Here is a 24,430-nt window from a genome sequence, read left to right on the forward strand (position 1 = left end):
ACAAGCTACAAGCTACAAGCTACAAGCTACAAGCTACAAGCTACAAGCTACGCTCGGTTGGATAGGGAAAGGTTAGAAAGTTCCCGGTACCTTGGCGTTTCTACGAAGCCGCTGTAGGAGTACCTCTTGAGGTGCGAACCGCGCTTGCGCGGAAATCGACCGTAGGGCGATCAGGAATATCAAGGCTCGACAGGTCTCCGCAGAAACCATGGTGGATAGCCGTTGAGCTCTGCCGCCTCGCTACGCTCGGTTCGTCCCTCAAGAGGAACTCCTACAGACAGGCCCTCAGCCAGGCAGCGCGGAGTCCTGTGGGAATTCATGAGGTACAGGAGCTTCTTCGCGCTGCAGCTTGTCGCTTGCCGTCAACATAAAAAAAGCCCGGCAAAGCCGGGCTTAAGGCAGACCCCGTTTGGGGTAACAACAATCGAACCAGAATAACTAGCCTAGATCAGGCGATTCCCTGTCCTCTGGTTTACCAGATGCAGATTCAGTTCCTGAACGCTGATGCCGTACTCGATACCGTCCTGGTCGTCATCGCGAAGTTTGATGGTTTCAAAGGCGTCGAAATGTACGGGGGTGCCGTGGACGCTTTGCTGGATATGCGGGCTGCGCGGCATGGCGGGAACAATGTCCGCAGAATGGGGCATATTGACGGAATGAACCGTTTGGGACGTGGGGCTCGGCAGATCAACAGCGACCAAAATCAGCAAGCAACTGCACAGACACAATAAGGTCAGCGTTTTCATTTTTGTGATCCCGTTACATTCTTCTTATAGGAGGGACCATACGGGCACGCGGGTACCAAACCAATGGTGGCTTGGTGAGGCTTGCGTGTCGGGCTGTGACCAAGGGTTAAATTGTGTAATGGCGCCGGTGAAACACACAGGGAATGACAGCTTTCGCAACCCGGTCCGGGATTTTGCTGCCAACCCTGCGTTTGGGGAGAGTGATGTCAGAGCGACATCTTCACGTGCGGGCACTCATTGAGCGCTTTGTAGATGGCTTCCACCTGCTCGCGATTGCGCATGGTCACCTGGGCAGTGAAGGAAACAAAATTGCCTTTGCTACTGGGCTTGCGCGCCAGGTGGTTGTCAGCATCGAAGTCCTCAAGGTGTGTTTCAAGGATCTCGATTAATACGGTTTCCAGGGGTGAGTCCGCCAGGCCCATGACCTTCAGTTGCATATCGTGGGGAAACTCCCAGAGGTGTTCCTGAATCGCCATGGCTTACTCCTGGTCCAGGCCGCACAGGCGGCGTTTGAAATCGATATAGTGCCGGGCCAGTGTTTTCCACATGGCGCCGGGTTTGCCGTTGCCTACCACAGCCTCATTCAATTGCGTGATCGGCACCACTTCCCGGGTGGAGCTGGTAATCCAGATCTCTTCTGCCTGTCGCAACTGGGCTTCGGTGATTTCTGTTTCCGCAAAGGGCAGGCTGTGTCGGGCGCATAATTCTACTACCAGATCGCGGGTGATGCCGCCCAGAATGGCATGATTTTTTGGCGGAGTGAGGATGGTGCCGTCGAGCACGATGAAGACGTTGCTGGCGGAGCCCTCGGTCACGAAGCCATCCCGCAGCAGAATGGTTTCCATGGCTCCGCTGGTGGCTGCCTGTTGCCGCAACAGACTGTTGGGCAGCAGGGAAATGGATTTGATGTCGCAGCGGGACCAGCGGATATCGTCCCGGGTGATGGCCTTGCCTCCCGTGGCGGTGTCCGGGCTATCGGCGGCGGGAACGGCGATGGGACTGGTCATCATGAACACGGTGGGAGACACCGGTGGCGTGGGGAAGGCGTGGTCGCGCCGGGGAGCGGCGCCACGGGTAACCTGAAGGTAGACGGAAAGGTTGCCGCCGCCATTGCGTGCGATCAGTTCTTCGCACAGCGCCTGCCACTGTGTGGGCGAGAAGGGGTTGCGGATTTCCACTTCACGCAGGGACCGTTCCAGCCGTTGCAGATGCTCCTCGAAGCGGAACAATAAGCTGTTAAAGGCCGGAATCACTTCATAGATGCCGTCCGCAAACAGAAAACCCCGATCCATTGGAGAGATCCGAGCCTCTTCTGGCGCCATGAAGGCGCCATTGAGATAGACCTGGGACATGTCGTTTCCTCTGACAGTCTGACGCCTGGCGCCGCCAGCGGGGTGTCAGGCGTCGAGCATCAGGCGTGCTTAAAACAGCCCCTTGAAGAACAGCAGAACATGATGCCAGAGCTTGGTAAAGATGCCGGCCTCTTCAATGTTTTCCAGGGCAACCAGGGGCTTTTCCATCAGCACGTCGTTGTTCTGACGAACGGTCACGGTGCCGTATTGCTGACCCTGCACGATAGGGGCTTTCAATTGCGGGTTCACCGTCATTTCCGCTTTCAGGCTTTCATGGCTGTCACGGGGAATGGTCAACACCAGATCTTCAGCCAGGCCCAGGCGCAGCTGTTTGCTCTCGCCCATCCAGACATCCACGGTATCGAGAATATCCCCGGCGCTGTAGGCCTTGTAGGTCTCGAAGAAACGGAACCCGTAAGTGAGTAGTTTCTGGGACTCGCGCGCGCGGGCAGATTCCGAGTCGGTGCCCATGACCACGGTAATCAAGCGCATGCCGTCTTTCTCTGCGGAGGATACCAGACAGTAACCGGCTTCTTCGGTATGGCCGGTTTTCAGACCGTCCACGCTGGGATCGCGCCACAACAGCAGGTTACGGTTCTGCTGGGTGATGCCGTTGTAGGTGTATTCCTTCTCCGCGTAAATGTCGTAGTGTTCGGGAAAGTCGCGGGTAATAGCGCGGGCCAGAATGGCCATGTCACGGGCGGTGGTGTAATGGTTTTCAGCCGGCCAGCCGGTGGAATTGACGAAGTGGCTGTCTTTCATGCCCAGGCGACGAGCGTGTTGATTCATCAGGTCGGCAAAGGCGTCTTCCGAGCCGGCAATGAATTCCGCCATTGCCACGCTGGCATCGTTGCCGGACTGGATGATGATGCCACGCAGCAGGTCGCCAACGGGTACCCGGGTGCCTTCGCGGACAAACATCCGTGAGCCGCCCATTTTCCAGGCCTGTACGCTGATCGGGGCCATATCCTGTTCGGAGATATTGCCTTTCTGCAATTCTGCCTCGGCGATGTATGCCGTCATCATCTTGGTCAGGCTGGCGGGAGGGAGCCGCTGATCCGCATTGTGCTCGACGATTATGTTGCCGCTGGCCGCATCCATCAGCAGGTAGCCACGGGCATCAACCTGCGGAGCCCGAGGGACCGTGCTGGCCTGGGCCTGCAGGGACATCAGGGTGCCGAGAAGGGCAACGATGATAAAAAAGGTAGAGCGAAACGACTGGGGGCGCATGGATTTCCTGCCTGTTGTGTCCTTGTCAGCCTGAAAATTCAGGGGTCTGTGAGTCGAAGGGGGAAGCCCTGAGCGTCTTTGACAGAGAAAAGGGCAAAAATTCCCCGACATCACGGGATGGCTGCATTCTAGATGAGCGCAACCGAGCTGTTAACCGGAGGAACGGCTTAGTTTGCCCAAACTGCCTGTCAGGGCGTAATGGGCACCGGCCGTTCGAACCCGGCGTCGGCCATGGTTTGACGCACCTGTTGGCGTTGTTGGTCGTCCGTATAGGGGCCGATCCAGACGCGATGCAGCGCCTTGCCCGAGCGGATTTCGCTGCTCAGGCCCAGCTGTTCCCGCAGGCTCTGTTGCATGCGTTCTGCGGCAGCACGGTCCTGAAAGGCCCCGGCCTGAAGAAACAGTCTTGGTTCGCTGCCGGTGTTCGGGGGCGGGCTGTCCACGGCGGCACGCACCGCCGTGGGTATTTTGCTTGCGGGCAGGGAGGGATCCGGGGTTGCACTGATGGTTTCCACTCTGACCCGGCCGGTGCCGGCCTGTTCAATCCCCAGCCGCACGGCGGCGGCCCAGGACAGATCAATGATGCGGTCCTCATGGAAGGGGCCGCGATCGTTGATTCGAACTACCAGGCTCTTGCCATTATCCAGATTGGTGACGCGGGCATAAGTGGGCAGGGGCAGGCTGCGATGGGCGGCGGTGAAGCGGTACATATCGAAGGATTCGCCGCTGGAGGTACGGTGGCCATGGAATTTCTGACCGTACCAGGACGCCAGCCCCTCGGCTTGGTAGCCTTCGGCGCTGGGGAGCACCCGGTAGGTCTTGCCCCAGACACTGTAGGTATCCGGGTTGCCATAGCGGCTGCGGGGCTCGCTCTTGGGCACCGGTTCAGGCAGTTGTGAGACGTCCCGCCGTTCCTTCGGTGGCGTATCCTGGTCCATGCTGTAGCGGTCTGACCCCGGTGCTCCGTTTTTGACAGTATCGTCGGGGACGCTATTGCCGGAGGAAGAAGGGCCCGGGGTGGTGGCGCAGGCGCCCAGCAGCGTGCAGGTGGCCAGCGCCCATGCCAGTCGCATCATTAGTGGGTCTCCAGGGCTGCAGCGATCTCTCGAGACAGTTGTAGCACGGCCATGGCGTAGAGGCGACTGTGGTTGTAGCGGGTAATGACGTAGAAATTATCGGTGGCCAGCCAGAACTCGGTGCCTTGCAGGCCTTCCAGGTCCAGCAGGGCGACACGGGTGTCTCCCGGCAGATCAAAGCAGTATTCGCTCTTTACGCCGCCGCCTTCGCAGCTGATTGGCGACACCTGCGCCTGGCGGGCCTGATCCAGGGTGAAAGATGGCTTGTAGCCTTTTTTCGCCAGCGGTTGATAGCCACTGCCTTCCACACGAGCGCGGGCCGCCACCGGCAGGCCCGGCTGCCAGCGATGCTCATGGAAGTAGTTGGCCACGGAACCGATGGCATCCACCGGGTTGTTCACCAGGTCGGTGACGCCATCGTTGTCAAAGTCGACGGCATAGGCCTGGTAGCTGGTGGGGATAAACTGGCCATAACCCATGGCGCCGGCGTAGGAGCCGGTGATGACGTTGGCATCGATATGGGCCTTTTGCTCCAGCTCAAACAGGGCTTTGAGCTGCTTGCGGAAGAAGCTGGCCCGCGGCGGGTAGTCAAATCCCAGGGTGGCCAGGGCGTCCACCACCCGGTAGGAGCCCATATACTGCCCGTAACGGGTTTCCACGCCGATGATGGCCAGGATGATTTCCTGGGGAACCCCATAGGTCTGTTCGGCCCGGGCCAGGGTATCGGCGTGTTCGCGGTAAAATTCCACCGCTTTCTGCACCCGGCTCTCCTGCAGGAAGATTTTCTGGTAAGTCGCCCAGGTGTGGGTTTTTTCCGCCGGACGGGCAATGGACTCCAGAATTTTCGGCTGGCATTCGGCACTGCCGAGCACTTGGCGAATACGGGCCTCATCACCGCCTTCGGCCACCAGCTCACGAATCATGGTTTTGGCCAGATCCCGCTGCAGGTAATCATTGTTTTGCGGGCAGGTATGCTCAGCCAGGCTCGGCAGGGATGTACAGAGCAGTGCTGTGGCCAGAATGGCTTGATAGGAACGACGCAAAGGGTGATCTCCTGTTTTCGTTATATCCATTGACCGCGTTGTGGCGGTTTTGTGCCCGGCTGGATGAAAAAGGCGAGTTACGAGTTGCGAGTTGGGAAGAGCGAAGAGCAACACCGTTTTTTTCAGGGTTTTCGCTTCTCGCAACTCGCTCCTCGCTTCTAATAACTCATCAGTCGCCGATGGGTGTGAATCGACATGAGCATGCCAAAGCTGGCCAGCAAGGTAACGATAGAGGTGCCGCCGTAGCTGATCAGGGGTAACGGTACCCCCACCACGGGTAAGAGTCCGGACACCATGCCGATGTTCACAAAAATATAAATAAAAAATGTCATCGTCAGGCTGGAAGCAAACAGGCGGGAAAAGGTGTCCTGTGCCTGCCAACTGATAAAGAAACCCCGTCCCACAATCACCAGATAAACCATCAGCAACAGGGTGACGCCCACCAGACCGAACTCTTCGCTCAGGACGGCCAGGATGAAGTCGGTGGAGGATTCCGGCAGAAAATCCAGACGGGACTGGGTGCCGTCCAGCCAGCCCTTGCCATCTACGCCGCCGGAACCGATGGCGGTTTTCGACTGGATAATGTTCCAGCCGGTACCCCGCGGGTCGGCTTCCGGGTTCAGGAAGGTATCCACCCGGTTGCGCTGGTAATCGTGCATGACAAAGAAGTACATCAGCGGCGCGGCGGTGACCACCAGCAGTACGGCCACGGCGATCAATCGCCAGGACAGCCCGGCCATGAACAGCACCACCAGCCCGCTGGCGGCAATCAGGATGGCGGTACCCAGATCCGGCTGCATGCCGATCAGGGCGGCGGGGATTCCCAGCAATGCCAGGGCAACCAGTACATCCATGAGCTTGGGTGGCAGGGTGCGTTCACTGAAGTACCAGGCGACCATGGCGGGCACCGCCAGTTTCATGGCTTCAGCGGGCTGGAAGCGGCCGATGCCGGGAATGCTGAGCCAACGCTGGGCGCCTTTGGCTTCCGTGCCGGCCACCAGTACCAACACCAGCAGAAACAGGCCGGCGGTATAAAGAAACGGGGCCCAGAACCGGTAACTGCGCGGAGGAATCTGGGCCAGCAGGAACAGTGCGGTGAGTCCGGCGCCAAAACGGATGCACTGGCGCACGACCATCTCCATGCTTTCGTCGCCGGCACTGTAAAGGACAGCCAGGCCACCAAGCATCAATACCATCAAGCCCGCCAGCAAGGGGGCATCCAGGTGCAGTCGCATGGCCAGCCCCGGAGACAGTGTGGCTCCGGTCTGGCCCGGCATCTGACGGATATATTCGCGCTGGCTCATGGCGTAACCTCGGTGGGAACGGGCAGGAATTCCTGGAATACCGGCGGTACGTCCAGTTGGCCATTGTCATCCAGTAACCAGGCATCCATAACCTGGCGGGCCACCGGGCCTGCCACGGAACCGCCATGGCGGCCGTTTTCGATCAACACCGCCACGGCGATGGCGGGTGTTTCTGCCGGCGCAAAAGAGACCATCAGTGCATGGTCGAGCATTCGCTCTGCCAGCTCTTCTTCGTTGTAGGTCTCATCCTGGCCCACCGAAAAGACCTGGGCGGTACCGGACTTGGCAGCGATGGGATACTGGGCATCCACCGCCATCACCCGAGCGGTTCCTTTGGGGCCGGTCACGGCCACCATGGCCTCGGTCATTTTCTCCCAGTCGCTTTCATTCTTGAGGACGATATCGTCACGCTCCACCGGGTGTGTTTCTCCACCCAGGGTGGGGACTATCTGCTTCCCGTGGGAGGCCGTAATCGCTGTGGCAGTGGCCAGTTGCAGTGGGGTGGCCAGCACAAAGCCCTGGCCAATGCTGGCGTTGATGGTGTCGCCATGGAACCAGGCGCTGTTGCGGTAGGCGCGCTTCCACTCCTTGGAGGGCATGACGCCGCGGGATTCGTTGTAAAGGTCGATGCCTGTGGGCTGGCCCAGCGAGAACTTGGTCATGTACTCATGCATGCGGGCGATGCCCAGCTTGAAACCCATATCGTAGAAATAGGTATCGCAGGATTGTACGACGGCCTTGTGCATATCCACTCGGCCATGGCCCCAACGTTTCCAGTCCCGGTAGCGATGGGGGTTGTTTTCCAGTTGATAGTAGCCCGGGTCGGAGATGGTGCGCTGCCAGTTGGTGACGCCGGCGTCGAGCCCGGCCAGACCCAGCATGGGTTTGATGGTTGAACCGGGGGGATAGCGGCCCTGCAGGGCCCGGTTGAACAACGGGTTGTCCGGGTCGCTCTGATAGGCCGAGTAATCCTTGTGGGAAATACCGGTGACGAACAGATTGGGGTCAAAGCCGGGCTTGCTGACAAAGGCCAGGACACTGCCATCGCGGGGATCAATTGCCACCACGGCCCCACGGCGGTCGCCCAGGGCTTTGTTGGCGGCTTCCTGAACACGCATGGAAATTCGCAGGCGCATGTCTTCGCCGGGAATCGGGGGCTGTTCCTCAAGCACGCGCAGAATCCGTCCCCGGGCGTTGGTTTCTACCTGACGATAGCCCACCTGACCATGCAGACGATCTTCGTAAAAACGCTCAACCCCGCTGCGGCCATAGAAATGGGTGCCGGCATAATCGCGCTGCTCGTTCAGCGTCATGGCTTCCAGGTCCTGGCTGTTGATGCGGTTCACGTAGCCAATCACGTGGGACAGGGCATCGCCGTGGGGATAATGGCGAATCGGGTTGGCGGAGATACGAATGCCGGGCAACCGATGTTGGTTGACTGCCAACCGGGCGATTTCCTCTTCCGTGAGTCGAGCGCGCATGGGAATGGGTTCCCAGGGGCGTCTGGCGGTCTGCCTGCGTTTGTGGAACCGCTCCAGATCACTGTCGTCAAGCGCCACCATGGTGCCCAGATCTTCGATCAGCGCATCCAGATCCGTGGCCTGCTCGATGACAATTTCCAGGGAAAAATCCGGTCTGTTTTCCGCCAGGATGACGCCGTCACGGTCGGTGATCAGACCGCGAGGCGGTGAAACAGCAATCACCTGCACCCGGTTTTTATCGCTGAGAGTGGTATAGCGGCTGTGCTGGATGACCTGCAGCCAGATCATCCGGCTGATCAGGATCAGCGTCAGCAACAACACCAGAAAGACAGCCACGACCAGACGCACGCTGAAGATGCGCTGTTCATGGTGGTGGTCTTTCAGTGTTAATGGTCGGCGCATGGTGGCGTCTGCGTCAGGGGGCAAAGGTCAGCGATGATAGGGGTGCCCGGTAAGCAGCGTCCAGCCCCGGTAAAGCTGCTCGGCCAGCAGAACCCGCACCAGCGGGTGGGGCAGGGTCAGGGTCGACAGGCTCCAGCGCTCGTGGGCACTGGCGGACAGTTGTGGGCAGAGTCCATCCGGCCCCCCTACCAAAAGGACCAGATCCTGGCCCAGATCTTTCAGTTCACCCAGTTTACGGCTGAGTGCAGGGGTGTCCAGCGCTCGCCCGTTAACCTCCAGCGCCACGATCTTGGCACCCGGATATTTTTCCAGGCGTTTGCGGATGGCGTCGGCTTCGTTGCGTATCTGGTTGGCGGTGTCTCCCTTGGTCCGTTTGGGCAGGGGGATTTCCTCCAGTTCCAGACGCATGTCCGGAGGCATGCGTTTCTGGTACTCGGCAAAGCCCTCGGTGACCCAGGCGGGCATGCGGGTACCCACCGCCAGCAGGAACAGTCGCATTATTCTTTGGTTTCGCGGTCCGGGTGATGCTGGGGATTACGCCACAGACGTTCCAGGTCGTAGAACTCGCGGGTGGCGGGCAGCATCAGATGCACGATCACGTCGCCCAGATCCACCAGTATCCACTCGCCGGTGTCCTGGCCTTCGCTGCCCAGGGGCTCGTGGCCGGCGTTCTTGGCCGCTTCCACCACGTTGTCGGCCAGAGCCTTCACATGGCGGTTGGAGGTACCGCTGGCAATGACCATGTTATCGGCCACACTGGTGATTTCACGCACGTCCAGCTGGGTAATGTTCTGGGCTTTGACTTCTTCCAGTGCGTCAATAACCAGTTGCAATAGCGGGGTGTCAGCGCTCATGAGGCCTCGTGTCTGATTCGGGGGAGGAGGATTTGGCCACATTATACAGATGGTGGCGATGAATATGGTCAACAACTGCCGGGTCCAGGGCCGGGCAGTCGCCTTTTTCCGTCAGCGCCTGACGAATGGCGGTGGCGGACACGTCCAGAAACGGCCTCTGTAGCATCAATCTCAGGCCAAAGGCTTGTCCTGCCAGACTGTCCGCGTCGGCTTCCGGGAAAGCGGCCTGGACCCGGTCGTCCGCCAGCGGGCTGTCCGGGCGGGGCACCACGGCCAGGTGACAGAGGGCGGCGTAGTCCTGCCAGTGATGCCAGTGGTGCAGATTGGCGAAACTGTCGGCGCCGATCATGAATACCAGCGGTCGCTCACCGATCTGTTTGCGATAGTGTTGCAGGGTCAGGAGGCTGTAGCTGGGACCGGATTGCTTTAATTCCCAGTCGTCCGGAATCAGCTGTGGGTGGCCTTGGCAGGCCAGTTTCAGCATGGCCAGACGCTGCTCACCATTGGCCAGGGGCTGGGGCCGGTGGGGCGGCACTGAGTTGGGAAGCAGATGCACAGGGGCTTCGCCAAGCACCCGGGACACCGACCGGGCCGCACTGATGTGGGCCCGGTGGACGGGGTCGAAGGTGCCGCCGAACAGCACCAGTGGTGTGGTGTCGTGAGCGGGGCGCACTACTGGCGGATGTGTCCGTCGCCCAGCACCACCCACTTCTGGCTGGTCAGGCCTTCCAGTCCCACCGGTCCACGGGCATGAATCTTGTCCGTGGAGATACCGATTTCCGCACCCAGACCGTATTCAAAGCCATCGGCGAACCGGGTGGAGGCGTTCACCATCACCGAGCTGGAATCCACCTCGGTGAGGAATTGCCGGGCCCGCGTGTAGTTTTCCGTCACGATGGCTTCGGTGTGACCGGAGCTGTAGCGGTTGATATGGGCGATCGCCTCGTCCAGGTCCCGGACCAGCTTCACCGCCAGGATCGGCGCCAGGTACTCTTCACCCCAATCGGTCTCGGTCGCTTCCAGCATGCCGTCCACCAGGCTGCGAGCCTGCTCGCACCCCCGCAACTCGACACCGGCATCGCGGTATTTGGCCGCCAGCTCGGGCAGGACCTGCTGGGCGATGGCATTGGCCACCAGCAGGGTCTCGGTGGTGTTGCAGGTGCCGTAGCGCTGGGTTTTGGCGTTGTAGGCCACCTTGATGGCCTTGGCGATGTCCGCCTGGTCATCAATGTAGGTATGGCAGTTGCCGTCCAGGTGCTTGATCACCGGTACCCGCGCGTCGTTGCTGATACGCTCGATCAGGCCCTTGCCGCCACGGGGGACGATGACATCCACGTACTCGGGGTGGCTAATCAGTTCTCCCACCGCCGCCCGGTCGGTGGTTTCCACCACCTGCACGGCGGTGTCCGGCAGGCCCGCTTCGCGCAGACCCACGCGGATGCACTCGGCGATGGCCTGATTGGCATGGATGGCTTCGGAGCCGCCACGCAGGATGGCCGCATTGCCGGATTTCAGGCACAGGGCCGCCGCATCAATGGTCACGTTGGGGCGTGACTCGTAAATAATGCCGATGACCCCCAGCGGAACGCGCATCTTGCCCACCTGGATACCCGACGGGCGATAGGCCAGATCGGTGATCACGCCGACCGGATCGGCCAGACCGATAATCTGTTCCAGGCCCTCCACCATGGCGTCGAAACGGGCCGGGGTGAGTTCCAGACGGTCGAGCAGGGCGGCATCCAGGCCGTTATTGCGGCCGTTGTCCAGATCCTGCTGGTTGGCGTGCAGCACGGCATTGCGGTGGCTGCGCAAGGCGCTGGCGATGGCGGCCAGGGCCTTGTCCTTGTCTCCGGAGCTGGCGCGGGCCATGGCCCGTGAAGCCGCGCGGGCCTGCTCGCCAAGGCGTTGCATATATTGCTGGATATCCATAGTTCTCAAAGCTGAAAAAAGTGGTCAAGAGCGGCATTATAACGACAACCGGTCCTTTACGCTTGCACACAAATGGTGAAGAATTGAAAACCTTTGCTACACAAGTAGGCCTAAATTATTGATTTTGTGGTACGAATGTACCGTTTGTGTGGCGTAACACGGACTGCCTCATCCTGCCGGGTAAGGGTAGCCGATACAACAAGAAAAACTTGAACGGAGCCAGAGACTTATGGCCATTCGCTACCAGGAATACACCCGCTCCGCCATTAAAGCTGCCCCGTTTCAACTCTGGGTGGGCCAGTGGCGTATTGATTACCTGGCGTTCTCGCATCCGGATAATGCCCACAAACCGCCGTTGCTGGTGGTGGGCGGCGCCTTCCAGAACTTCACTTCCTACAAGTACTGTGTTGAGCGTATCTACCAGGATTTCCCGGTGGTGCTGGTGGATCTGCCCTCTCTGGGCAATAACACCCAGATTGCCCCGGATTTGAGCATGGAGGATCTGGCGGACCTGCTGTACGAATTCACCTGCCAGTCCCGCCTCGAGAAAGTCCACCTGATGGGCCTGTCGTTGGGGTCCGCCGTTGCCAGCACCTTTGCCTACAAGTACCCCCGGGCCACCGAGAAGCTGATTGTGGCGGGTATTGTTACCCGTCCGCGCAAGAGCTGGCGCATGCTGGTGGAAGAATCCGTGCGTGTCCTGGAACAGGGACGCATGGATGAATTCAGCCAGGCGGTGGTGCTCTACCTGGTCAACTACGACAAGATGAAGGAAACCGGCATTACGCCCACGGCCCGCAAGCTGTTCTACCGGCAGATGAAGCAGCTATCCGACAATGAGCGGGAGCGCTACAAGATCAACGGGCGGCGTCTGTTGTCTGTGGAAGGGCTGTTGGGGTATCCGGAATGCGACACCCTGGTGACTACCGGCGAGTTCGACAGCTTTACCCTGCCCTGGGAAAACGCCTCTTTTGCCGAAAAGTGTCCCAATGCCCAGTTCACGCTGATCAAGGGGGCGGATCACCTGCCGCAGCTGGAAAAGCGGGAAGTGTCTCTGGACCTGTTTTCTACTTTCTTGCGGGGCGAGTCACTGGAACGGGTCCAAGGCATCCGCCGTTTCGGCAAGGGGGAATACCAGCGTATCGAGCGCCGTCGTGCCGAGCGGCTGGTGCCGTGCAACAACCACGGCTATGTGACCAGCGAATCCCGGGTGGGCGACCGCTTCCGCTTCAACAAGCCGGTACAGGTGGTGGACATCAATTTCTTTGGTTGTCTGATCAAACTGAGCGAGCCCGGTTTTTCCATCGCCGATCACGCCCGTGACTGCACGCTCTACATGGAAAGCCCGGAGCTGAAACTGGAGCTGCTGGTGTTTGATTACGACGACGCCGGTTACCTGCGCTGCCTGTTCAAGCACGGCAATATCCAGGCCGCAGAGCGATTCACCGAGCTGCTGAAAAACAGCGAGTATTTCCTGCACCAGGACAGCGAAGGGAATGTGCATCGCATTTATGGATGAAAGAAGCAATTAAACGTTAATAATGAATAATTAATAACGCGCGCCTAATTCTTTCTTGGCTGAAACAGAGAAGCCGCGCCCAGAGACTGGGTGCGGCTTCTTTTTTAGGTCCTGATTTTTTTAGTTATTAATTATTCATTATTAACTATTAATTCTTCCCCACGGTTGCTTCCATGATTCTGACCATGGGATTCCCCCGCGTTTTCGGAATCGGTAGCTTGCCGTAGTAGTCCGCCGGGTTGTGGATGGTGAGGTTGTGAAAGCCAAGGGAATGAAAGTGATCCACGGCTTCCATGTCGGAGTGGAAGTGGAACCCTACCTGGCTGCGGGACACAGTGCCCAGCATGCCACCCAGCACCTTGAGTGTGCGGTAGAAGGGCATGCCCTTGTAGAGCGGGTAATTGTCGGTGAGATAAGTGCCCCGAGGAAAAACGGTGAGGGCGCTGGCCAGCTTGCGCCAGAAGTCGGAAATCACCTCCAGCGGGAAGTAGTTGACCAACCCTTCGGTAATCACCACCACAGGTTTGCTCTGGTCCAGTTGGCCCAGCACATGATCCAGACTCAGTTCTCCGTCTTCCGCGAAGATATTGATCGGCTGCACGCGATGACGCTCGCTCAGAACACCGTGCTCTTTCAGTAGTTGCTGCTTGCGCCGGGCCATATCCGGCAGATCCGTTTCGATATAGGTGAGCTGCGGGTATTGCTGGCAGAAACGGTGGCCACGGGGTGACAGGCCACAGGCGATCTCCACCACCTGCGTTACCCCGTCGTTGATCAATTGATGAAGCCGATGATCAATCAGATGGTGACGCTGCAGCAGAAAGGTGCGGATGTTGCCGCCGACCACATGGCGACCCACGTACTCGAAGGGGGCCAGGGCGCCATAAAGAAAGGCGCCGCCGCGGGTGCGAAAGAAGGGGGCGGAGATGCCGTCACGGGTCCATACATGGCCGGTGTACAGGGCGGTAAAGCTGATGGATGAAGTATCCCGGGGTTCACTCATTGTTGTTCTGGCTGGTTGTGGCTGAGGCCTGACAGGCTAGCAGAATTCCGCCATTGAGTGATGGCAATTTGTGCCAAATTGGTGGCAAGCTACAAGCTACGCTGGTGGGATAAGGAAAGACTGGAAAGTTCCTCGTAGTCCGCAATTTCTACGAAGCCGCTGTAGGAGTACCTCTTGAGGTGCGAACCGCGCTTGCGCGGAAATCGCCCGCAGGGCGATCAGAAATCTCAGAGCTCGACAGCTTCCAGAAAGAACGGCGGATAGATTTTGGCCTCTCTTGCTTCGCTACGCTCGGTTCGTCCCTCAAGAGGAACTCCTACAGATAGAGGCCCTCAGCCTGGCAGCGCGGAGTCCTGTGGGAATTCATGAGGCACAGGGCCTTCTTCGCGTTGCAGCTTGAAGCTTGTCGCTTGCAGCTACCTTACCGTTCCATGCTACGCGGTAGCGGATGCCCTGCAAGTCGCAGCGCCAGGGAGGTGATGTACTGCCAGGGATCGCCTTTGGCCATGCCTTTCACGCACTGGTCGGCGCGAATGGCGCTGGCCTGGGCGGCCTTCAGGTGTTGCGGGTTCAGGCGCTGGGCCTGGGCCTGCATGGCCCTGACTCTCTGGGGGGGCAGTCGGGGGGGCGGGCCGCCGCTGAGCATGCCGTCGAGAATGCGAATGTCGCGGCTCAGGGCCCATAGCAATACCGGGGGTTCAACGCCCTCCGCACGCAGGGTCTGGATGATATGCAGCACGCGCTGGGCGTTCCCCTGGGCAGTGGCTTCCGTGAGATCGAAGGGCGAGTAGCGACTGGAGTCGCCCACCGCCTGTTGCACGTCTTCCGGACCTACCCGGCCGTCTTCCACCAGCAGGGTAAGCTTGTCCACTTCCTGGGCGGCGGCCAGCAGGTTGCCTTCGCTGCGTTCGATCAACAGGGCCAGGGCATCCTCCGTTGCGCTGAGTCCGCGGCTGGCCAGACGGTCCTGCAGCCAGTTGCGCAGGCCAGCGCCTTCCACCGGCCAGACTTCAATCACTGCGCCCACTTCGTCCAGGGCTTTCACCCAGGCGCTGTTCCAGTCCTTGCGGCGATCCAGTTTTGAGCAGCGGATCAGCAGCAGGGTGTCATCGCCGGGGCTGGCCAGAACATCGCGGAGAATCTGGCTGCCGGCCTTGTCCGGTCGCTTGTCGTTGAGCACCAGTTCCAGAATCCGGCGGCCACCGAACAGGCTCATGCTCTGGGATTCGTTGAGCAGGGCATTCCAGTCGATGCCGGTGTCGGAAGAGAAACGGTGACGCTCGTCAAAACCCTGATCCCGGGCGGCGCGGCGCAGGTCGTCAAGCAGCTCGCCCTGTTGCAGCGGCTCATCGCCGGCCACCAGGTAAGCGGGCAGTAACCGGTCGGCCAGATGTTTGCCAAGCTGCTCCGGGCGCAGGCGCATCAGTAGGTCTCCCAGCCCTCGGAGGCGGCGGCAATCTGGTTGATCAGCCGATAAGCCATATCCAGAAACAGGTCGTCACGGACCAGTTGCTCCTCGTCGGAGGAGGCAGTGGCGTTTTCCGGATACCAGGGCAGGTTGCGCAGGGTCATCATGCGCGTGGGGGTGGTCAGCAGGGCACCACTCTTGCGGTCCTTGATATGCCAGCGCAGGGTGTAGCGAAGTTCGATTTCCGCCTGACGGCCCTGGGCATCCACCGCGGAAGTACGACGCATCCAGTCCTCATCATCAATGACCAGGATGTAAGGGGCTTCGCTATGTACCAGCACGCCCTGGTCTTCCAGTTCATCTTCCAGGGTGTAGCGCAGTTCGGTGGAGGCACCGCTTACCGTCAGGGTTTCCATGGAGGGTGTGCTGGTGGTGCCGCGCAGTTGCCAGCCGCAGGCACTGAGGGCAAGCCCCAGCACCAGCAGCAGGATCACACGTGTTGTGGCGCGCACGGTGGATGTCATAACCGCCTCTCAGTTGGCAACGATGTTGACCAGTTTACCCGGTACCACGATCACCTTGCGGATGGTTTTGCCGTCGGTGAATTTCTGCACGTTGGGCTCGGCCTTGGCCAGGCTTTCCACGGTGTCCTTGTCGGCGCTGGCGGGCACCTCGAGCTTGGCGCGGACCTTGCCGTTCACCTGTACCACCAGTTCGATGCTGTCTTTCACCAGCGCGCTTTCGTCCACGTCCGGCCAGGCGGCATTGAGTACCGCTTCATCATGGCCCAGGGCCTGCCACAATGCATGACTGGCGTGGGGGGTGATGGGCGCCAGCACCAGTACGGCGGCTTCCAGGGCCTCGTGCTTCACGGCGGCGTCGCCATCGAATTTGCTGACGTCGTTGATCAGCTCCATCACTGCCGCAATGGCGGTGTTGAAGGTGTGACGCCGGCCAAAGTCGTCGCTGACTTTCTGGATGGTTTCGTGGGTCTTGCGACGCAGTGCCTTGGCATTGTCGTCCAGGCTGTCCACGTTCAGTGCACCCGGCAGGCCGGCTTCCACGTGTTCTGCCACCAGACGCCACAGGCGTTTGAGAAAGCGGAAAGCGCCTTCCACGCCAGAGTCGTTCCACTCCAGGGACTGCTCCGGGGGTGCCGCGAACATCATGAACAGGCGCACGGTGTCGGCACCGTATTCCTCGATCATTTCCTGCGGGTCCACGGTGTTGCCCTTGGACTTGGACATCTTGGCGCCGTCTTTGAGCACCATGCCCTGACAGAGCAGTTGCTTGAAGGGCTCGTCGGATTCCACCAGGCCGGTGTCGCGCAGCAGTTTGTGGAAGAAGCGCGAATAGAGCAGGTGCAGGATGGCGTGTTCAATGCCGCCCACATATTGGTCCACGGGGAGCCAGTAGTTGGCGGCTGCCGGGTCCAGCATGGCCTGGTCGTTCTGCGGGCAGCAGTAACGGGCGTAGTACCAGCTGGACTCCATGAAGGTGTCGAAGGTGTCGGTTTCGCGCAGGGCGGGTTGACCGCCAAACGTGGTCTTGGCCCACTCCGGGTCAGCCTTGATGGGGCTCTTCACGCCGTCCATCTCCACCTCGGTGGGCAGCACCACCGGCAACTGATCTTCCGGGGTGGGGTGCAGTTCGCCGTCTTCGGTTTCCACCATGGGGATGGGGGCACCCCAGTAGCGCTGACGGGAGACACCCCAGTCGCGCAGGCGATAATTCACTTTTTTCTCGCCCAGGTTGCGCTCGCTCAGCCAGGTGGCGATGGCGTCGAAGGCCTCGGCGGAGGTCTTGCCGGTGAATTCCCCGGAGTTCACCAGTTTGCCTTTTTCGGTGAAGGCTTCGCTGTCCAGATCGATGGACTCACCCTTGGCCGGTTCAATCACCTGCTTGATGGGCAGTCCGTATTTTTTGGCAAATTCGTAATCCCGCTGGTCGTGGGCGGGCACGGCCATGACCGCACCGGTGCCGTAGCTCATCAGCACGAAGTTGGCTACCCAGACCGGGACCTGTTCGCCGCTGATCGGGTGAGTCGCGGTGAGGCCGGTGTAGATGCCTTTCTTTTCCATGGTGGCCATATCGGCTTCGGCCACCTTGTTGTGCAGGCACTCTTCCACAAAGTCTGCCACTTCATGGTTGGCAGCCGCGGCTTTTTTCGCCAGCGGGTGCGCCGCCGCCACGGCCACGTAGCTAACGCCCATGAGGGTGTCCGGGCGGGTGGTGTAGACGCGCAGGGGGTCTTCGCCCTGAATGGCGAACGCCATCTCCACCCCTTCGGAGCGGCCGATCCAGTTGCGCTGCATGGTCTTGACCTGTTCCGGCCAGCCATCCAGCTGGTCCAGGTCTTTCAGCAATTCATCGGCGTAGTCGGTGATCTTGATGAACCACTGGGGAATCTCTTTCTGTTCCACCAGGGCGCCGGAGCGCCAGCCGCGGCCGTCGATCACCTGCTCGTTGGCCAGTACGGTCTGATCGATCGGGTCCCAGTTCACCGTGGACATCTTGCGATACACCAGCCCCTTCTCGTAGAGCTTGGTGAAGAACCACTGTTCCCAGCGATAGTATTCCGGCGTGCAGGTGGCCAGCTCACGATCCCAGTCGTAACCGAAGCCCAGGCGCTGCAGCTGGCCGCGCATGTAGTCGATGTTCTCGAAGGTCCACTTGGCCGGCGCCACCTTGTTCTTGATGGCGGCGTTCTCGGCGGGCAGGCCGAAGGCGTCCCAGCCCATGGGCTGCAGCACATTCTTGCCCAGCATGCGCTGGTAACGGCTGATCACATCGCCGATGCTGTAATTGCGCACGTGGCCCATGTGCAGTCGCCCGGACGGGTAGGGGAACATGCTCAGGCAATAGAACTTTTCCTTGCCGGCCTCTTCGGTGACCTTGAAGCTTTGGTTATCCTCCCAGTACTGCTGGGCTTGGGCTTCGACTTGATCGGGGCGATACTGTGCGTCCATCGGCTCTCTACTGATCAAAAAAATACGGGAACATCGCGGTTGCGAAGGGGACATAGGATACATGAGCTTAGCCCGGATTTCTCACCGGTCTGCACCCGAAACGTGTCGGCTGGGTAATCATCGCGAGCGGGAGTGCCCATGGCGCTGACCTACCTGGTACTGCTGGTGCTGGTGGGGGGTACCTTGCCGGCCGTGGTCCGCAGTCTGCTGCCCCCGCTGCCACGGCGCATTACGGGTATTACTCCCCAGGCGGTGGTGGTGCTGGGTGCCGGGCGGCGCCAGCGCAATGGCCAGTTTTCCCTGACCACCCGTGGTCTGAGACGGTTACAGTTGGCGGCGGAACTGGCCCACGAGCATGGCTTGCCGCTGCTGGTCAGCGGTGGCATCAGCGGCACGCCCCATGCGGATGATGAACCCACTGAGGCCCAGCTGATGGCCGAGCTGGTGCGCCGGCGCTGGCCAACCATGACAGTGCTGGAGGAAGGGGAAAGCCGTAATACCTGGGAAAATGCCGTGCACTGCGGCGAGTTACTGGGGCAGCGCGGCATCGACGAGATCATCCTGGTCAGTGACCGCTCCCATCTGCCCAGGGCATTACTGTGTTTTCAGAGCCAGGGGGTGATGGCTCAGGCCGCCTGGCGCAAGCGGCTGCCAAAACAGGAATGGGTGCCTTCCGCCGGGGCCTTATCCATGGTGCCGGAGATCTGGTACGAGTGGCTGGCGCTGGTGTGGTATCACCTGCGGTATCTTTAGGGTGACGCAGGCGATTGGCGGCAAGCTGCAGAGGTAGTTGCGAGGTAGGAGTTGCGAGGAGCGAAAGGCGATACGGGTTTGCATTTCGCAACTCGCAACTCGTAACTCGCTGAATGTCTGTTGTCAGTGTGTCCTAGGGTGAGGCGTCAGGCTCTTCCTCCCGCAAACTCTCCGGCGCCAGCACTTCCATGGCCTGATAGTGACTCAGATATACCCTGCCGGTAAGCACCTTCTGAAAGTCAGTTTTTATCAGCACGTCCATCACTGGACCCTTTACGTTGGAGAGGTTCAGGGTCACGCCGGCGTCCTTCAATCGTTCGTTCAGGCTTTCCAGACTTTCCACGGCGCTGGCATCCAGATGGTTGATGCCGGAGCAATGCAGCACCACATGCTGAATCTGCGGGTGGGCCTGGGCCTCGTCGTAGATACGGTCTTCCAGGGTGCGGGCATTGCCAAAATAGAGGGATTCATCCACCCGGATGGAGAGCACGGCCTCGGTGAGCTGGACGCTGTGCCGATCCATGTTGCGAAAATGATGGGTGCCGGGAATCCGGCCCAGTTCGGCCACGTGGGGCTGACTGGTACGCCACATGAACAGCGCCACGGACAGCACCACCCCCAGCAATAATCCGCTTTGCACATTGATCAGCAGCACCCCGACCAGGGTGGCGGCCATGGCCAGGGCATCCGGTCGGCTGAAGGCCCACAGGTGTCTCAGCTCAGACAGATTGATCAGTGGCAGGATGCCAACCACGATGATGGCCGCCAGGGAGGCCAGTGGCAGCAGCTGGAACCATCCGGTAAAGAACAGCGCCACCAGGGCAATGCCGATACCGGTGAGCAGGCCGGCCATGGGTGTGCGGGCGCCGGCCTGGTAATTCACCGTGGTGCGAGAAAAACTGCCGGTCACAGCAAAGGCACCGGAGAGGCCACTGCCAATGTTGGCCAGTCCCAGCCCCATCAATTCCCGGTTGGCATCGACCCGTTCGCGACGTTTGGCGGCCAGGGCCTGGGCCAGGGAAATGGATTCCACAAAGCCGATCAACGCCAGCAATGCGGCCGGGGTTATCAGGTCCTGCCAGTGCATGGGGTCCAGCCCGGGCAGGGAAAAATGGGGGAGCCCTGCAGGGATGGAGCCGACCACGGCAAGACCATGGCTATCCAGCGACAGGGATGCGGTGAGCAGCGTGGTGACCAGCACGGCCACAATCGGTCCGCACTTGCTGATAAAGGCCACCAGCCAGCCGGGCAGCCGGGTGGCCTCAAGGGGGGCGGCCAGATATTTCGGGATCAGCAGGCAGGCAATGGCGACAAGGCTGATGCCCAGTGTCAGCCAGTGAGTCTGGGACAGGTTCTGGCCCAGGGTCTGCGCCAGGGTCACCAGCTCTTCGCCGGAGGCGTCGATGCGCAATAGGTGCTTGAGCTGGCTGGCGGCAATGAGAATGGCGCAGCCGCTGATGAAGCCGGTGATCACCGGGTGGCTGAGCAGGTTGGTGAGCCAGCCCAGCCGCAGGATGGCCATGGCTATCAGAAACAGCCCGGATAGCAGGCCCATGCCGATGGCCGCCTGGATAAACAACTGCGGATCGCCCTGGGCCAGGGTGCCCGCCGCAGAGGCAGTGATCAGTGAGGTGAGGGCGGCGGGGCCCACGGACAGGGTGCGACTGGTGCCGAACAGGGCGTAGAGAATCAGCGGCAGGATGCTGGCATAGAGCCCGGTTTGTGGCGGCATGCCGGCAAGCATGGCATAGGCCAGCCCCTGGGGGACCAGCAGAATAGTGACAATGATGGCGGCCAGGGCATCCCCGGCCGCCTGCTCCCGGTTGTAGGTGGCGAGCCAGTCACTGGCCGGCAGCCAGCGAAAACGGCGGCCGGCCTCGGCCATGGTTACTGGCCCCGACGCTGGTCCAGTCGACCGGCAAGCTGGCTCAGGTCATAGCCGGCCTGTTCGGCGGTGCTGAGGATGCTGGCGTTGTCCAGCTCATCCGCCTGGGTCAGCGCCCACAGGGTGGTGCAGCGGGTACCGGTCCGGCAGAAGGCCAGCACCGGCTGCTCCGCCAGAGAAACGATGGCGTCAAAGCCGTCGATGTCCACGTCGGTGATGTTGTTGCCGACAACCGGTTGGTGGGCATACTCAAGACCGGCGGCCTCGGCGGCGGCGGCCAGCTCTGCGCTGGATGGCTGGTCTTCGCTTTCGCCATCGGGACGATTGTTGATGACGGTCTTGAATCCGGCTCTGGCCAGTTCGGCCATGTCTTCAGGCTGTAGTTGTGGGGCCACAGACAGACTTTCGGTAAGGCGATTGATGGTAGCCATGAAAACTCCTTGCGAATGAAGGCTCAGCTTAACCTTGTCAGACAGGGCTGCAAGGGGGAGCGGGATTTTCCTCAATGCTTTCCGGGGCCAGAGTACGCATGGCCTGATATTGGGTGAGAAAGATCTGACCGGTCAGTAACGCCGGCAGGGTGGTGTGCTGCAACTGGTCCATGACCGGCCCCTTGATTTCGGAAAGGTGCAGACGGATACCGGCATCATCCAGCCGCTGATTGAGACTCAACAGGCTATCCACGGCACTGGCATCCAGATGATTGATGGCGGTGCCCATCAGTATCACATGCTCTGTCTGTGGTCGCAGCAGGGCGGCATCGTAGAGGCGGTCTTCCAGTCCCCGGGCATTGGCAAAATACAGGGATTCGTCGATACGTACGCTCATCACACGGGGAGAAACGCGCACCTGGTGGCGCTGCACATTACGGAAATGCTCGGTGCCTGGCACCAGGCCCACTTCGGCCACATGGGGCTGATTGGTTCGCCACAAATACAGGGCCAGAGAGGTGATCACCCCGGCCAGCACGCCAGCTTCCACGCCCCAACCCAGGACCCCGACCATGGTGATGGCCATGGCGGTGAAATCCAGTCGGGAGAAATGCCAGGTGTGTTTCAGCGCTGGCAGGTCCACCAGCGATAGCACAGCGACCACAATGGTGGCGGCCAACGTTGCCTTGGGCAGGTAGGTGAAAGCGCCGGTCAGAAACAGCGCGGTGAGAGCAATGCCGATGGCAGTGAATACGCCGGCCATGGGCGTGCGGGCGCCGGCATCGAAATTCACCACGGAACGGGAAAAGCCCCCGGTCACCGGAAAGCCGCCACTGAAGGCGCTGGCCAGGTTGGCGCCGCCCAGCCCCATCAGTTCCTGGTTGGCGTTGATGCGCTGGCGACGTTTGGCCGCCAGGGTCTGGGCAACAGAAATAGATTCCACAAAGCCGATCAGGCTGATCAGCAGAGCGGGCAGCAATAATGCCTGCCAGAGGCCGGCGTCAAATACGGGTAATGACAATGCGGGCAGGCCTTCGGGAATATGACCGACAATGGCCATGCCGCCGCTATCCAGTTCCAGCATGGCCACGGCCAGGGTGGAGCCGAGTACGGCGATGACAGGTCCTGCTTTACTCACCAGGTCGGACCAGAAGGCATTGAAGCCGAGTTTTTGCAGTAACGGCTTGAGTGCCTTGCGCACCCAGAACAGAAAGGCCGTCACCAGCGCACCGAGTACCACGGCAGGCCAATGGGTTTGGGGAAAATGCTGTGTTAGCGATCGGCCAAGCTCCACCAGGTTATGGCCCGACAAGGGAATGCCCAGCAGATGCTTGAGCTGACTGGCGGCAATCAGCAGGCCGGACGCGCTGATAAAGCCACTGACCACAGGATGCGATAACAGATTGGCAATCCAGCCCAGTCGAAGCAGGGCCATCACCATAAGAATGGTGCCGGACAGAAAAGCCAGAATGACAGTGGCTGCCAGGTATTGTTGACTGCCGGCCGTGGCTACCTGACTGGCTGCAGCAACGGTCATCAGCGAGGCTACCGCCACCGGGCCCACCGCCAGGGTACGGCTGGAACCGAGCAGGGCATAGACAACCAGTGGCAGGATGCTGGCGTAGAGACCGACTTCCGGCGGCAGCCCGGCGAGCATGGCGTAGGCCAGGCTCTGGGGAATCAGCATGATGGTGACGATCACCGCTGCCACGCTATCCCGGGCAGCGGTCTCGCGGTTGTAGTGGGGCAGCCACTGGGCGGCGCCCAACCAGGTGGGCAGTTTCAACTTGCCATCCCTTGTTGTGTCACGTCTCAGAGCTTCCCTGGCCTGGCCAGCCACTCATGGCCCTTTAGCATCAGCTCGAAGTAGATTTTTGGCATGGCATGACGTTTCAGCCACCACATACTGCTGCGCGGTACTGTGGGGTCGAGCGGGAAGCTGGGTTGCAGTTTGCCCTGATAGCCAAATTCGGCCAGCACGACCTTGCCTTTTTCCACGGTCAGCGGGCAGGCGCCATAGCCTTCATAGCGGGCGGTCGGCGCTCGATTCTCCAACGCAGCGCAAAGATTTTCCGCGACAACCGGCGCCTGCTTGCGCACGGCGGCGGCGGTTTTGGCATTGCTGGCGCCGCAGGCATCGCCCAGGCTGAATACATTGGCAAAACGGGGGTGCTGCAGGGTGGCTTCGTCCACGGCGACCCAGCCGGTCTCGTTGGCCAGCTCACTGTCGCGCACAAACCGTGGGGCCCGTTGTGGTGGGACCACATGCAGCATGTCGAAGGGCTCGGTGTGTTCGGTGCTGATGCCATCGCCATTGGTGCGCCGGAAGGTGGCTTCGCGGGCCGGGCCATCCACCGCGATCAAGGTGCTGCTGAAATTCAGGTTGGCCTTGTAGCGCTTCACATATTCCATCAGTGGCGGCACAAAATCCGCCACGCCGAACAGTACGGCGCCGGCATTGTGGAACTGCACATCAATGTTGCCCAGGGTGCCGGTGTTTTCCCAGTGATGACAGGACAGGTACATGGCCTTCTGTGGCGCCCCGGCGCACTTTATGGGCATGGGCGGCTGGGTGAAAAGCGCCCGGCCACGTTTCAGTTGTTGCACGCATTGCCAGGTGTAGGGCGCCAGTTCAAACAGATAGTTGCTGGTCACACCATGCTTGCCAAGGCTGTTTTCCAGACCCGCTATGGCGCCAAGATTCAGCTCCAGACCCGGTGCCACTACCAGAAACTGGTAGCTCAGGGACTGGCCATCTTCCAGGGTTACCTGATTGTGTTCCGGCTGCAGGCTGGTAACACGGGTGCGCAACCACTTGGCTCCGTTGGGAATCAATTTGCCGGTGGCTTTGCAGGTATTGGCCGGGTTGAAACAACCGCCACCCACCAGGGTCCAGGCGGGCTGGTAAAAGTGCCGGTCATTGGGCTCCACGATGGCCACGGACAGGTGCGGCTTGCGCTTGAGGAGGCTGGCCGCCGCCGCAATCCCGGCGGCGCCACCGCCGATCACCACTACGTCCCACAGGGTCGGTGTCATGGGCATCGC

The 24,430-nt window shown here is 60.4% G+C and carries 22 protein-coding genes; 2 read left to right on the forward strand and 20 right to left on the reverse strand.

Features of this window, described 5'->3' with window-relative positions; translation table 11 throughout:
• Positions 1-443: 443 nt before the first annotated feature.
• The 12 genes from C4S63_RS10880 to C4S63_RS10935 all read right to left on the reverse strand — a co-directional run bounded on the left by C4S63_RS10880 (position 444) and on the right by C4S63_RS10935 (position 11,417).
• Positions 444-746, reverse strand: a complete 303-nt coding sequence (locus C4S63_RS10880) for a hypothetical protein (protein WP_082810780.1) — start codon at positions 744-746, stop codon at positions 444-446.
• A 206-nt stretch (positions 747-952) separates the two neighbouring features.
• Complete coding sequence (locus C4S63_RS10885) at positions 953-1,222, reverse strand: DUF493 domain-containing protein (RefSeq protein ID WP_062815962.1); 270 nt, start codon at positions 1,220-1,222, stop codon at positions 953-955.
• A gap of 3 nt (positions 1,223-1,225) precedes the next feature.
• A complete protein-coding gene (locus C4S63_RS10890) occupies positions 1,226-2,098 on the reverse strand; it encodes a D-amino acid aminotransferase (protein ID WP_103917566.1) in 873 nt (290 codons plus the stop codon).
• A gap of 69 nt (positions 2,099-2,167) precedes the next feature.
• The gene (locus tag C4S63_RS10895; protein WP_062815964.1) at positions 2,168-3,328 is read right to left on the reverse strand and encodes a D-alanyl-D-alanine carboxypeptidase family protein; all 1,161 of its coding nucleotides are present in this window, start codon (positions 3,326-3,328) and stop codon (positions 2,168-2,170) included.
• A gap of 188 nt (positions 3,329-3,516) precedes the next feature.
• Positions 3,517-4,404: a septal ring lytic transglycosylase RlpA family protein gene (locus tag C4S63_RS10900; RefSeq protein ID WP_063509622.1), complete on the reverse strand. Its 888-nt coding sequence runs from the start codon at positions 4,402-4,404 to the stop codon at positions 3,517-3,519.
• Complete coding sequence (gene mltB / locus C4S63_RS10905; protein WP_234999992.1) at positions 4,404-5,447, reverse strand: lytic murein transglycosylase B; 1,044 nt, start codon at positions 5,445-5,447, stop codon at positions 4,404-4,406. The genes C4S63_RS10900 and mltB overlap by 1 nt, the downstream gene beginning before the upstream one ends.
• Positions 5,448-5,605: 158 nt before the next feature.
• Positions 5,606-6,751: a rod shape-determining protein RodA gene (gene rodA, locus C4S63_RS10910; RefSeq protein ID WP_062815967.1), complete on the reverse strand. Its 1,146-nt coding sequence runs from the start codon at positions 6,749-6,751 to the stop codon at positions 5,606-5,608.
• Positions 6,748-8,634, reverse strand: a complete 1,887-nt coding sequence (gene mrdA, locus C4S63_RS10915) for a penicillin-binding protein 2 (RefSeq protein ID WP_062815968.1) — start codon at positions 8,632-8,634, stop codon at positions 6,748-6,750. The genes rodA and mrdA overlap by 4 nt, the downstream gene beginning before the upstream one ends.
• 27 nt (positions 8,635-8,661) lie before the next feature.
• Positions 8,662-9,132: a 23S rRNA (pseudouridine(1915)-N(3))-methyltransferase RlmH gene (gene rlmH / locus C4S63_RS10920; RefSeq protein WP_103917568.1), complete on the reverse strand. Its 471-nt coding sequence runs from the start codon at positions 9,130-9,132 to the stop codon at positions 8,662-8,664.
• Positions 9,132-9,488: a ribosome silencing factor gene (gene rsfS / locus C4S63_RS10925; protein ID WP_062815970.1), complete on the reverse strand. Its 357-nt coding sequence runs from the start codon at positions 9,486-9,488 to the stop codon at positions 9,132-9,134. Before rsfS ends, rlmH begins: the two co-directional genes overlap by 1 nt.
• Positions 9,478-10,161 (reverse strand): nicotinate-nucleotide adenylyltransferase, encoded by a 684-nt coding sequence (gene nadD, locus C4S63_RS10930; RefSeq protein WP_103917569.1) that lies wholly within the window; start codon positions 10,159-10,161, stop codon positions 9,478-9,480. Before nadD ends, rsfS begins: the two co-directional genes overlap by 11 nt.
• Positions 10,161-11,417: a glutamate-5-semialdehyde dehydrogenase gene (locus tag C4S63_RS10935; protein WP_062815972.1), complete on the reverse strand. Its 1,257-nt coding sequence runs from the start codon at positions 11,415-11,417 to the stop codon at positions 10,161-10,163. Before C4S63_RS10935 ends, nadD begins: the two co-directional genes overlap by 1 nt.
• A gap of 229 nt (positions 11,418-11,646) precedes the next feature.
• On the opposite strand from C4S63_RS10935, the gene C4S63_RS10940 reads away from it, so the two are divergent.
• Positions 11,647-12,936 carry an alpha/beta fold hydrolase gene (locus tag C4S63_RS10940; RefSeq protein ID WP_103917570.1) on the forward strand — a complete coding sequence of 430 codons (1,290 nt, stop codon included), beginning with the start codon at positions 11,647-11,649 and terminating at the stop codon, positions 12,934-12,936.
• 148 nt (positions 12,937-13,084) lie between these two features.
• On the opposite strand, the gene C4S63_RS10945 is transcribed toward C4S63_RS10940, so the two are convergent.
• The 4 genes from C4S63_RS10945 to leuS form a co-directional block, all read right to left on the reverse strand.
• Positions 13,085-13,939 carry a class I SAM-dependent methyltransferase gene (locus C4S63_RS10945; RefSeq protein WP_103917571.1) on the reverse strand — a complete coding sequence of 285 codons (855 nt, stop codon included), beginning with the start codon at positions 13,937-13,939 and terminating at the stop codon, positions 13,085-13,087.
• A 421-nt stretch (positions 13,940-14,360) separates the two neighbouring features.
• A complete protein-coding gene (gene holA / locus C4S63_RS10950; RefSeq protein ID WP_103917572.1) occupies positions 14,361-15,362 on the reverse strand; it encodes a DNA polymerase III subunit delta in 1,002 nt (333 codons plus the stop codon).
• Positions 15,362-15,871: an LPS assembly lipoprotein LptE gene (gene lptE / locus C4S63_RS10955; RefSeq protein ID WP_103917573.1), complete on the reverse strand. Its 510-nt coding sequence runs from the start codon at positions 15,869-15,871 to the stop codon at positions 15,362-15,364. The genes holA and lptE overlap by 1 nt, the downstream gene beginning before the upstream one ends.
• Positions 15,872-15,880: 9 nt before the next feature.
• Entirely contained in the window at positions 15,881-18,316 is a 2,436-nt protein-coding gene (gene leuS / locus C4S63_RS10960; RefSeq protein WP_103917574.1) for a leucine--tRNA ligase, read from the reverse strand.
• Positions 18,317-18,454: 138 nt separating this feature from the next.
• Between leuS and C4S63_RS10965 the strand changes: the two genes are divergently transcribed.
• The gene (locus tag C4S63_RS10965; protein ID WP_062817473.1) at positions 18,455-19,069 is read left to right on the forward strand and encodes a YdcF family protein; all 615 of its coding nucleotides are present in this window, start codon (positions 18,455-18,457) and stop codon (positions 19,067-19,069) included.
• 133 nt (positions 19,070-19,202) lie between these two features.
• On the opposite strand, the gene C4S63_RS10970 is transcribed toward C4S63_RS10965, so the two are convergent.
• Genes C4S63_RS10970 through C4S63_RS10985 form a run of 4 tightly spaced genes read right to left on the reverse strand, consistent with a single transcriptional unit; the run spans position 19,203 to position 24,421 of the window.
• Positions 19,203-20,954, reverse strand: coding sequence for a SulP family inorganic anion transporter (locus C4S63_RS10970; RefSeq protein WP_103917575.1), 1,752 nt, complete (start codon positions 20,952-20,954; stop codon positions 19,203-19,205).
• 2 nt (positions 20,955-20,956) lie between these two features.
• Positions 20,957-21,385: a TIGR01244 family sulfur transferase gene (locus C4S63_RS10975; protein ID WP_063508510.1), complete on the reverse strand. Its 429-nt coding sequence runs from the start codon at positions 21,383-21,385 to the stop codon at positions 20,957-20,959.
• Positions 21,386-21,422: 37 nt separating this feature from the next.
• Positions 21,423-23,171, reverse strand: a complete 1,749-nt coding sequence (locus tag C4S63_RS10980; RefSeq protein WP_103917576.1) for a SulP family inorganic anion transporter — start codon at positions 23,169-23,171, stop codon at positions 21,423-21,425.
• Between the two features lie 26 nt (positions 23,172-23,197).
• Entirely contained in the window at positions 23,198-24,421 is a 1,224-nt protein-coding gene (locus C4S63_RS10985; protein ID WP_234999993.1) for an FAD/NAD(P)-binding oxidoreductase, read from the reverse strand.
• Between the last annotated feature and the right edge of the window lie 9 nt (positions 24,422-24,430).

The sequence above is a fragment of the Alcanivorax sp. DSM 26293 genome (assembly GCF_900107995.1).
Classification (GTDB): Bacteria; Pseudomonadota; Gammaproteobacteria; order Pseudomonadales; family Alcanivoracaceae; genus Alcanivorax.